Origin of the sequence: Flavobacterium sp. (assembly GCF_035456085.1) — a bacterium.
Taxonomy (GTDB): domain Bacteria; phylum Bacteroidota; class Bacteroidia; order Flavobacteriales; family Flavobacteriaceae; genus Flavobacterium.
In genome coordinates this window covers 1-11,868 of the sequence record NZ_DATIDY010000078.1, presented here as the reverse complement: position 1 = coordinate 11,868, position 11,868 = coordinate 1, and the positions used below count along the sequence as shown (strand labels likewise).

The 11,868-nt window shown below is 35.2% G+C and carries 7 protein-coding genes; all 7 read left to right on the top strand.

What is annotated here, in order from left to right; genetic code table 11:
- Positions 1-1,348, top strand: a 1,348-nt coding sequence (locus VLC96_RS05790) for a glycosyl hydrolase family 95 catalytic domain-containing protein (RefSeq protein WP_349255325.1), incomplete at its 5' end; no start/stop codon positions are given.
- Between the two features lie 4 nt (positions 1,349-1,352).
- On the top strand, positions 1,353-3,635 hold the full coding sequence (locus tag VLC96_RS05785) for a glycoside hydrolase family 127 protein (RefSeq protein WP_325261260.1): 2,283 nt from the start codon (positions 1,353-1,355) through the stop codon (positions 3,633-3,635).
- Positions 3,636-3,639: 4 nt separating this feature from the next.
- Positions 3,640-4,764 carry a glycoside hydrolase family 43 protein gene (locus VLC96_RS05780; RefSeq protein ID WP_325261259.1) on the top strand — a complete coding sequence of 375 codons (1,125 nt, stop codon included), beginning with the start codon at positions 3,640-3,642 and terminating at the stop codon, positions 4,762-4,764.
- A gap of 33 nt (positions 4,765-4,797) precedes the next feature.
- On the top strand, positions 4,798-5,754 hold the full coding sequence (locus VLC96_RS05775) for a glycoside hydrolase family 43 protein (protein ID WP_325261258.1): 957 nt from the start codon (positions 4,798-4,800) through the stop codon (positions 5,752-5,754).
- A 205-nt stretch (positions 5,755-5,959) separates the two neighbouring features.
- A complete protein-coding gene (locus tag VLC96_RS05770) occupies positions 5,960-7,519 on the top strand; it encodes a glycoside hydrolase family 43 protein (protein ID WP_325261257.1) in 1,560 nt (519 codons plus the stop codon).
- Between the two features lie 40 nt (positions 7,520-7,559).
- A complete protein-coding gene (gene xyl3A, locus VLC96_RS05765; protein WP_325261255.1) occupies positions 7,560-10,154 on the top strand; it encodes a xylan 1,4-beta-xylosidase in 2,595 nt (864 codons plus the stop codon).
- A 7-nt stretch (positions 10,155-10,161) separates the two neighbouring features.
- On the top strand, positions 10,162-11,868 hold a 1,707-nt coding region (locus VLC96_RS05760), incomplete at its 3' end, for a glycoside hydrolase family 127 protein (protein ID WP_325261254.1).

The following is an 11,868-nucleotide window of genomic DNA, read 5'->3' as shown; positions in this document are numbered from 1 at the left end:
TTGGGATAGCAAATACACAATCAATATTAATACAGAAATGAATTATTGGCCAGCTGAGAAAACGAATTTATCAGAAATGCATCAGCCGCTCTTAAAAATGATTCAAGAATTGGCCGAAACTGGAAAAGAAACAGCAAAAGTGATGTACGGCGCCAGAGGCTGGATGGCACATCATAATACTGATATCTGGAGAATCAATGGTGCAGTTGATGGTGCAACTTGGGGAGTATGGAACGCAGGTGGCGGTTGGTTAAGCCAACATTTATGGGAACATTATTTGTATACAGGCGACAAGGCTTATCTTCAATCTGTATATGAAGTTTTAAAAGGTGCGGCAACTTTTTATTCTGATTTTTTAGTAAAAGATCCTGCAAATGGTTGGTTGGTAGTAGCACCTGGAAATTCGCCCGAAAACACACCAAAATCGCATCAGAATTCGGCAATGACTGCTGGTTCAACAATGGATAATCAAATTGTATTTGATGTTTTTAGCACTGCTATAAAAGCATCTGAAATTCTCGGTAAAGACAAAGAATTTGCCGATAGTTTAAGAACCATGCGCAAAATACTTCCTCCAATGCAAATTGGAAGATACAATCAATTGCAAGAATGGCTAGATGATGTTGATGATCCAAAAGACAATCACCGTCATATTTCGCATTTATATGGTTTGTATCCTTCAAATCAAATTTCACCTTATAGAACTCCTGAACTTTTTGCGGCAGCCAACAATACATTACTGCAACGAGGTGATGTTTCTACAGGATGGAGTATGGGCTGGAAAGTGAATTGGTGGGCAAAAATGCAAGACGGAAATCATGCCTACAAATTGATAAAAAACCAATTAACACCACTTGGAATAAATCAAGGGGGAGGAACTTACAATAATCTTTTTGATGCTCATCCGCCGTTTCAAATTGATGGAAATTTTGGTTGTACTTCTGGAATTACCGAGATGTTAATGCAAAGTTCCGATGGTGCAATTCATTTACTGCCAGCTTTACCGGATGATTTAAGTAATTATGGCGAAATACTTGGTTTAAAGGCAAGAGGAGGTTTTGAAATTGAAGCCATGAAATGGGAAAAAGGAAAATTAATTGCTGTAACCATTCACTCAAATCTTGGTGGAAATTTGAGATTAAGAACTCCAAACGAAATTATTTTGAAGGATAGTAAAAATTTAAATATAGCATCAGGAGTTAATTCAAATGAATTTTATCAAGTTGACCAAGTTGAAAAGCCTATTATTTCAAAAGAATCTGATATAAAACTTTTAGAAATTAAGCCAACATTTCTATACGATGTTATGACTGTCAAAGGAAAAACCTATACTTTTTTAATTAAATAATCCGATGAATATTAGATTTTTATATAGCTTATTTATAGTATTACTGGGTACTTCAGTTACAGCTCAAATGCAGTCTTTTGACCTGAAAGATGTTAGGCTGAAAGATGGTCCATTTAAAAACGCTCAAGATGTTGATTTTAAATATATTATGGATCTAAATCCAGACAAACTTTTAGCACCTTATTTATTAGACGCGGGCATTCCTCCAAAATCAAATCGATATGGTAATTGGGAGAGTATTGGGCTGGATGGTCATATTGCAGGTCATTACCTATCAGCATTATCAATGATGTACGCTGCGACAGGAAAAATAGAGCTTAAAAACAGATTGGATTACATGCTTTCTGAACTGGAGAATTGTCAGCAAAAGAACGGCAATGGTTATGTTGGCGGAATCCCGCAAGGAAAAGTTTTTTGGGATCGAATTCATAACGGAGATATCGACGGCAGTAGTTTTGGACTGAATAACACATGGGTTCCAATTTATAATATTCACAAGCTTTTTGCAGGTTTAAATGATGCTTATCGTTATACAGGCAGCGAAAAAGCAAAAACTATACTGATCAAATTGGGAGATTGGTTTATTGTGTTGATTCGGCCGTTGTCTGATGAGCAGATTGAGAAAATTTTAAAAACAGAACATGGCGGAATCAATGAATCCTTTGCCGATTTGTACACCATTACAAAAAATAAAAAATACCTCGAAACTGCCGAAAGATTGTCGCACAAAGCCTTTTTAAACCCTTTATTAAAAAAAGAAGACAAATTAACCGGACTGCACGCCAACACGCAAATCCCAAAAGTTATCGGTTTTGAAAAAATTGCAACACTTTCAGGCAATAAAGAATGGTCCAGTGCGGTAGATTTTTTTTGGGATAATGTTACGCAAAAACGAACTGTCGCTTTTGGTGGCAATAGTGTTTCAGAGCATTTTAATCCAACAAATGATTTTAGCGGAATGCTAAAGTCAAATGAAGGTCCAGAAACTTGTAACTCGTACAATATGGAACGCCTGAGCAAAGCACTGTTTTTGCATAAGAATGACGTAAAATATATTGACTTTTATGAGCGTACACTTTACAATCATATCCTTTCCAGTCAGCATCTCGTAAAAGGAGGTTTTGTCTATTTTACACCAATTCGTCCCAATCATTATCGAGTTTATTCACAACCGCAAACCAGTATGTGGTGTTGCGTTGGTTCAGGATTGGAAAATCACACAAAGTATGGAGAATTAATCTACACCCATTTGGATGATGCTCTTTTTGTGAATCTTTTTATTCCTTCAGTTTTAAACTGGAAAGAAAAAGAAATGGTCTTGGAACAAACTACAAAATTCCCGTATGAGAACAATTCACAATTTGTATTAAAACTTAAAAAACCTCAAACATTCGCTTTAAATATTCGTTATCCAAAATGGGCCGAAAATTTTGAAATTCTCTTAAATGGAAAGGTGCAAAAGATAGAATTAACGCCTTCTGGATATAGTACTATTTCAAGAAAATGGAAAGATGGTGATGTATTAACAATTCAATTTAAAACGGCTACTCATTTAGAAAATTTGCCTGATGGTTCCAATTGGAGTGCTTTTGTCAATGGACCAATCGTTTTGGCAGCCAAAACATCTACAGAAAATTTAGATGGTTTATTTGCTGATGATAGCCGAATGGGACATGTTGCCAAAGGAAAATATATTCCTTTAGATAAAGCATACGCATTAGTCGGTGAAAAGTCAGATTATGTTTCAAAGCTTAAGGAATTAGGTAATATGCGTTTCAGTTTAGATTCATTAGAATTAGAGCCATTTTTTGAAGTGCACGATTCCCGGTATCAAATGTATTTTCAAACCTATTCAAAAGATGAATATAATAAAAAACAAGCCTTATTGAAACAACAGGAAATTGAGGCAATGGCTGTAGAAGCCAAAACAGTAGATAAAATAAATTGTGGTGAACAACAGCCCGAAGTAGATCATTTGTATAAAGGCGAAAAAAGCAATTCAGGTTATGATGACGGAAAATTTTGGAGAAATACCCGTTCGTATATTTACTATCAAATGCTTAATAAAAATACGCAGGGTAAGTTCTTAGACATAAGTGTTTTGGATGAAGTTAAAATGAATGACATCGCTATATTCATTAACGAAAAACCAGCCGATGTGATTGGTGTAGAAAAGAAGTCTATCAGGATAAATATTGATAAGATTGAAGTTGTAAATATTAAAATAACAGCTAAAAATGGAAATGCAAGTCCGAAATTTTATCAATTAAGAATTATAAAAAATTAACACTGTGAGAAATCAATTTATATATGGATTATTGTTTTTTACTTCTTTTTCATTTTCTCAAAATAATGATTTGAAAAAAGGAATAAAAACCAATGCTATTGAAAAAGTTTTTAAATATACCAATCCCATCACAAGAGATTCCATTCTTTCGATGAGAGATTATATGATCAATAAAGTTGGTGATAAATGGTATGCTGTGGGGACATCAAATCCAGTGTGGACTGGACCAAATCCAGGTGTGAAGCTTCTGATTTCTGATGATATGATTAATTGGAAATTTCATTCTTATTTAATTGATGCTACAAAATTACCTGAGGATTGTCCTTATAATGGACGTTTTTGGGCACCTGAAATTCATTTCATTCAAAATAAATATTGGCTTACAATCAATAGCGGAAAAGTAACCAAAGAAGACCCAAAAGGAATGAATACTCATAGTATTTGGCTCTTTTCTGCTGATAAAATCACAGGACCTTACAAATTGGTGAATGGACCACTAACTAATCAATATAACAATGATGCTACTTTATTCGAAGATGATAATGGAGATACATATTTGTATTGTAGCGGCAATGGTCTTTTTCAGGCTAAAATTGATTTAAAATCTGGAAAATTAACGACTCCAATAGAGAAATTTTTGGATAAAAAACAACCAGGTTATCCCGAATGGATGATTGGCGGCATTGAAGGCCCTTTTGTGATTAAAAAAGAAGGTACCTATTTTATGTTTTTTTCGACTTGGACTCGTGGCTATGAAGTTGGTCTTTTGAAATCCAAATCGCCATTGGGGCCTTGGGAATTGGTTTCTCAGGAACCGATATTTGGAACAAGAAAAAAAGGATATCGCCCAGAATTAGCGGTTAGTGGCGGTTACGACCATTTGAAATTTACAGATACTCAGGATCCGTATCAAGAAACAGGACATAATGCATTGTTTATTGGTCCCGATGGGAATTTATGGACATCATGTCATTATTTTATGTACGATAAAAGGCCTTATCCTTACAGCCAGACTTTTCAACCATGGGAAAAATTTCCTCAACTGGGAATCGAACCTGTTTACTATGCAAATGGCAGATTTTATATAAATCCACCCACGTGGACAGAACAAGTTGTGCCTATTAAATAATAATAATTGCTATTAATTACAAAACCAAACCACATGAAATTAAAAATCATTTTTCAAGCTATTGCAATCTTAGGAGCAACTTGCATACAAGCGCAAAACCCAATAATAAAAGACATTTTTACGGCAGATCCTGCCCCAATGGTTTACAAAAATACGGTATATCTCTACACTGGACATGATGGAGCTACGCCAGAGGATACCAATTACAAAATGCCCGATTGGCATGTGTTTTCGTCCAAAGATATGGTGAATTGGAAAGATCATGGCGCTGTGTTATCTCCGGCGACTTTTTCATGGGCAACAGGAGATGCTTATGCAGCACAATGCATCGAACGAGGAGGTAAATTTTATTGGTTTGTAGCCACATTTCACAAAAAAGATGAAAACAGCAATGGTGGCGCGGCTATTGGTGTAGCAGTTTCAGATAGTCCTACAGGTCCGTTCAAAGACGCTATCGGAAAAGCTTTAATTACTAATGAAATGACAACAGATATGAAATATGGCTGGGACGATATTGATCCAACCGTTTTTATTGATGATGATGGACAGGCCTATATGTTTTGGGGAAATGGAAGCTGCAAATGGGTAAAACTTAAAAAGAACATGATCGAGGTTGATGGAGAGATTACAACTTTTAAACCAAAAAATTACATCGAAGGTCCTTGGGTGTACAAAAGAAAAAACCTTTACTATTTAGTATACGCCAGTGCTGGAACTAAACCGGAAATGATAGAATATTGTACAGCCACTAACATTCAAGGTCCATGGACGTACCAAGGAATAATTCAGGAAAATGTTCCAAATAGTTTTACAACACATCCAGGAATTGTTGATTTTAAAGGGAAATCTTATTTCATGTATCATAACGGATCGCTTCCGACAGGCGGCAGTTACAGACGCTCGATTTGTATTGATTATATGTATTACAATCCAGATGGAACAATCCAAAAGGTTATTCAAACTAAAGAAGGCGTAAAAGCGGTTAAATAAGTATGTCATCAATCAAACACAATCACTAGAAGTTAAATTACGGATTAAAAACTGCTACGAACAGCACAAATTGACGCTAATTTATTTGTGAAAATTTGTAGAATTTGTGGTAAAAAATTTTCGGTTATTTTGAGTAGAAACGAGACTTAAAGAGATTTCTTTGAACAATATTTAAAAGGACTTTACAAAAACAATATACTATCTGATGAAACATATTATTCGATCTTTACTGTTAAGCCTCGTGCTTGTTGCAACTGCTTTTTCGCAGGCAAAAAATCCTGTCATTTATGCAGATGTACCGGATTTGTCAATAATCAGGGTTGGTAATATTTATTACATGAGCAGTACCACAATGCACATGAATCCTGGAGTTCCTATTATGAAATCAAGTGATTTGGTAAATTGGAAACTTGTCAATTATGCTTATGATACACTTGAAGATAATGATGACAGACTAAATTTAGACAACGGCAAAAATGATTATGGCAGAGGTTCATGGGCGAGTAGTTTGAGGTTTCACAACGGAATTTATTATGTAAGCACTTTTTCCGGAACAACAGGCAAAACCTATATTTTCTCAACAAAAAATATAGAAAAAGGTCCTTGGAAAAGAATTGTTTTAAATAATTCATACCATGATCATTCCCTTTTGTTTGATAATGACAAAGTTTACCTTGTGTGGGGCGGTGGAAAAATTCAAATTGTTGAATTACAAAGTGATCTTTCTGCAGTTAAAGAAGAAACAAAAAGGGTTTTAATCGAAAATGCAAATGCTCCTGCTGGAAATAATATCATGTTGCCGTCTGAGGGTTCTCAACTTTTTAAAATCAAAGGAAAATATTATTTGTTTAATATCGTCTGGCCAAAAGGAGGGATGCGTACTGTGATTATTCATCGTGCTGATACTATTAATGGCCCTTGGGAAGGAAAAGTTGGTTTACAGGATTTAGGTGTTGCGCAGGGTGGACTTATAGACACTCCAGATGGGAAATGGTTTTCCTATTTATTTAGAGATGCTGGTGGTGTAGGGCGTATTCCGTATTTAGTTCCCGTTAAATGGGAAAATGATTGGCCAATATTGGGAGAAAACGGTAAAGTACCTGAAAATCTTGATTTACCAGCGAACAAAAGCCTTATTCCTAATATTGTTAATTCGGATGAGTTTACTAGTAAAATTGGTGAAAGAGAATTACCATTAGTTTGGCAATGGAATCACAATCCAGATAATTCCCTATGGTCTCTGAAAGAAAGAAAAGGTTATTTAAGATTAAAAACAGCCCGAATTGATAGCAGTTTTGTTCAGGCTAAAAACACATTAACTCAGAGAACTTTTGGCCCACAATGTTCAGGATCAACGCTAGTTGAAGTGTCTAAATTAAAAGAAGGCGATTTAGCTGGACTTTCGTTATTGCAAAAAAACTTTGGATTGGTAGCTGTAAAAATCGAAAATGGTTCTAAAAAAATTGTGATGATTGATGCCGAAAAAGAAACTCCAGAAGAAATCGAGAGTGTCCCTTTGAATCAGGATAAAGTGTATTTGAAAGCAGAATGTGATTTCAAAGATAGAGCAGACACAGGAAGATTTTATTATAGTTTGGATGGTAAAAAATGGACTAGTATCGGGAACGCAATAAAATTACCGTATACACTTCCGCACTTCATGGGTTACCGATTTGGATTGTTCAATTATGCTACCAAAAATACAGGTGGTTATGCCGATTTTGATTATTTCCATATTGACGATAAAATTTCTAAAACGAATTAGTCTCTTAAAAAAAAAACATTTTTAATTTAAATATAAAATCATGAAAATCAAATATTTAATTTGTGTTATTTCATTTTCAATACTAAGTGTAAATGCGCAACAATTGCCTTTTAGAAATCCATCACTTAGTTCGACAGAAAGGGCGAAAGATTTAATTTCACGATTGACTCTGGAAGAAAAAGCAATATTAATGTGCGATCAGTCGGATGCTATTCCAAGGCTTGGAATTAAAAAATTCAACTGGTGGAGTGAAGCCTTGCACGGTTATGCGAACAACGACAATGTTACAGTTTTTCCTGAGCCTATCGGTATGGCCGCTTCGTTTGATGATCAATTTGTGTATAAAGTTTTTGACGCGGTATCGGATGAGGCCAGAGCAAAATACAACCAATGGATTAAAAATGGTAATGAAAATAAACGTTTTTTAAGTCTTTCGGTTTGGACACCAAACGTAAATATTTTTAGGGATCCTCGTTGGGGTCGGGGTCAGGAAACATACGGCGAAGATCCATATCTTACTTCTCGAATGGGTGTTTCTGTTGTAAAAGGTTTGCAAGGCCCTGCAGATGCTAAATACCGTAAATTATTAGCCTGTGCCAAACATTTTGCCGTGCATTCAGGACCAGAATGGAGCCGACATGAGTTGAACTTGAATAATGTAGATCCACGTGAATTATATGAAACCTATCTTCCGGCATTTAAATCATTAGTTCAGGATGCTGATGTGCGTGAAGTAATGTGTGCATATCAGCGCCTTGACGACGAACCTTGTTGCAGTAATACTCGATTATTGCAACGTATTCTTCGTGATGATTGGGGATTTAAATATTTGGTTGTTTCAGATTGTGGTGCCGTTACGGATTTTTATACTTCTCATAAAGTTTCATCAGATGCTGTTCACGCTGCTTCAAAAGCCGTACTTGCAGGAACTGACGTAGAATGTGTTTGGGAAAAGTATCCTTTCAAAGAACTGCCTCAAGCGGTAGCAAAAGGGTTAATAAAAGAATCTGACATCGATAAAAGTTTACTACGAGTTTTGGTAGGTCGTTTTGATTTGGGTGAAATGGATGATGACGCCTTAGTACCTTGGACAAAAATTCCGGAATCGGTACTTAACAGCAAAGAACATCAGCAATTGACATTAGAAATGGCACGTAAGTCAATGACGCTTTTGCAAAATAAAAATAATGTTCTTCCACTAAATAAGACAGCAACTAAAATTGCTATTATTGGGCCAAATGCTGATAATGAGCCAATGATGTGGGGAAATTATAACGGTACTCCGGTTAAAACAATTACCATTAAAGATGGAATAGAATCTAAAATCGACGTAAATAAAATTTTCTATGATAAAGGCTGTGATTTAGTCGAAGATAAAGTAACTCAAACCTATTTTGACCAAATTTCATTTGATGGCAAAAAAGGAATGAAAGCTACCTATTGGAATAACGCAAATAGAGAAGGTAATAGCGTTACATCGGTACAAATTACAAATCCAATAAAAATGACAACTGCTGGTCAGCACGAATTTGCTTCAGGTGTGAAACTTGAAGGGTTTTCGGCAAAATATGAAGCAGAGTTTACTGCCAAAGAAAATGATAATCTTGTTTTTAAAACGGGAGCTACAGGAGCATTTGAATTATTTGTTAACGGAAAATCTATTGCAAAATATACCAATTGGCGAACTCTTCCAAGTAATTTTCCGTTTGCTGTTGAAGCTGGGAAAAAATATAAAATCGAAATTCTGTACGCCCAATCCAACAACTGGCAAGCAAATTTGGAATTTGATTTTGGAAAAGAATTTAATGTCGATTTTACATCATTAATTCAAAAATTAAAAGGCATTGATACAGTAGTTTTTGTAGGCGGGCTTTCGACTTTATTGGAAGGCGAAGAAATGCCGGTTTCTTATCCAGGTTTCAAAGGCGGAGATCGTACCAATATTGATCTTCCAGCTGTTCAAAGAAAATGTTTAAAAGAGCTGAAAGAGGCTGGGAAAAAAGTGATTTTTGTAAACTGCTCGGGTTCTGCTATTGCTTTAACACCAGAAACAGAAAGTTGTGATGCTATTTTACAAGCTTGGTATCCAGGAGAATCAGGAGGTCAGGCTGTGGCAGATGTTCTTTTTGGAGATTACAATCCTGCTGGAAAATTGCCTATTTCTTTTTATAAAAATTCAGAAGTATTAGGCGATTTTGAAGATTATTCAATGAAGAATCGCACCTACAGATACACAACAGATGTGTTGTTTCCTTTCGGTTTTGGTTTGAGTTATTCTAAATTCAATATTGGTTCGGCTAAATTGAGTAAAACAACGATAAAATCAAATGAAAATACCCAATTGAATTTTTCTATTCAAAATGCCAGCAAACGTGAAGGAACGGAAATCGTTCAGGTGTATGTTCGAAAATTAAATGATATCGGTGGTCCTCTAAAAACATTAAAAGCTTTTAAAAGAATCGAATTAAAAGCGGGAGAAAAACAAAATGTAACTATTGAATTACCTGCTTCATCATTTGAATTTTATGATACTAAAACTATGGCAATGGCTGTAACTTCTGGCGAGTATGAGGTATATTATGGTAATAGTTCCGATGCTAAAGATTTAAAAATGACCAAGGTGACTGTTCAATAAAATTATTATGGTATTAGTAAACAGATTAAAAGTAACGGTTGTTTTAGGTTTTTCATTATTCGCTATAAGCGCTCAGTCACAAGAAAAACTATATCCAAATGAATTTCCATTAGAGGATGTAAGTCTATTAGATGGACCTTTTAAACATGCCCAAGACTTAAATGTTGAAGTTCTTTTAAAATATGATGTTAATAGATTATTAGCACCCTATAGAAAAGAAGCAGGTTTAGAACCCAAAGCGCCAACTTATCCTAATTGGGAAGGACTTGACGGGCACGTTGGCGGGCATTATTTGTCAGCTATGGCTATAAATTATGCTTCGACTGGGAATGAAGAGTGTAAAAAAAGGATGGACTATATCGTTTCTGAAATTAAGTTCTGTCAGGAAGCAAATGCTATCAATAATAAAGAATGGGGTATTGGATACGCGGGCGGTTTTCCAAAAAGCAAAGAGTTATGGTCTTCCTTTAAAAAAGGAGATTTTGCGATTTATAATGGGGCTTGGGCACCCTATTACAACTTGCATAAAATGTATGCAGGATTAAGAGATGCTTGGTTATACACAGATAATGAAGAAGCTAAAATAGTATTTTTAAAATTCTGTGATTGGGGTATTGATATAACATCGGCTTTAAGTGACGATCAAATGGAATCGATGCTTAATATGGAGCATGGAGGAATGCCTGAAGTGTATGCAGATGCTTACCAAATGACAGGCGATAAAAAATATCTTACCGCAGCAAAACGCTATTCGCACAAAAAAGTGCTGAATCCATTATCAGAAGGAACTGATAATTTAGACAACATGCATGCCAATACACAAATACCAAAATTTGTAGGTTTTGAAAGAATTGCAGAGGTAAGTGACAATAAAAAATATGGAGATGCAGGAAGTTTCTTTTGGGATACTGTAATCGCTAACCGCACATTGGCTTTTGGAGGAAATAGCAGAAAAGAACATTTTCCAAGCAAAGCAGCAAGTATTGATTATGTTAGTGAAGTAGATGGACCAGAAACTTGTAATTCTTACAACATGCTTAAACTTACGGAAGATCTTTTTAGAGTATCTCCAGAAGCAAAATATGCCGATTATTATGAGAAAACGGTATTCAATCATATACTTTCTTCGCAACATCCAGAGCATGGCGGTTATGTGTACTTTACTCCAGCCAGACCACGTCATTACAGGGTTTATTCTGCTCCTAATGAAGCCATGTGGTGTTGTGTAGGTACCGGAATGGAAAATCATGGAAAATACAATCAGTTTATTTACACACATGTAAAAGATTCGCTGTACTTAAATTTGTTTATAGCTTCAGCATTGAATTGGAAAGAGAAAGGAATTAAAATTAAACAGTTAACAAATTTCCCTGAGCAGGAACAAACAAAAATTATCATTGAAGAAGGTCATTCAAAATTTAATTTACTTATTCGTTATCCAAGTTGGGTTAAAGAAGGTGCTTTAAAAATCTTGATTAATGATAAAAGTTTTGCTTTTAACAATAAACCTTCCTCTTATGTTAGTGTAAATAGGCAATGGAAAAAAGGAGATATTGTCGAGGTTGTATTACCAATGCACAATAGTGTCGAAAAGTTACCCTATCTGGATAAATATGTTGCTTTTTTACATGGACCAATTTTATTGGGAACTAAAACAGGAACTGAGGATTTAAAAGGGCTTATTGCCGATGACAGCCGTTTTGGACAATATGCA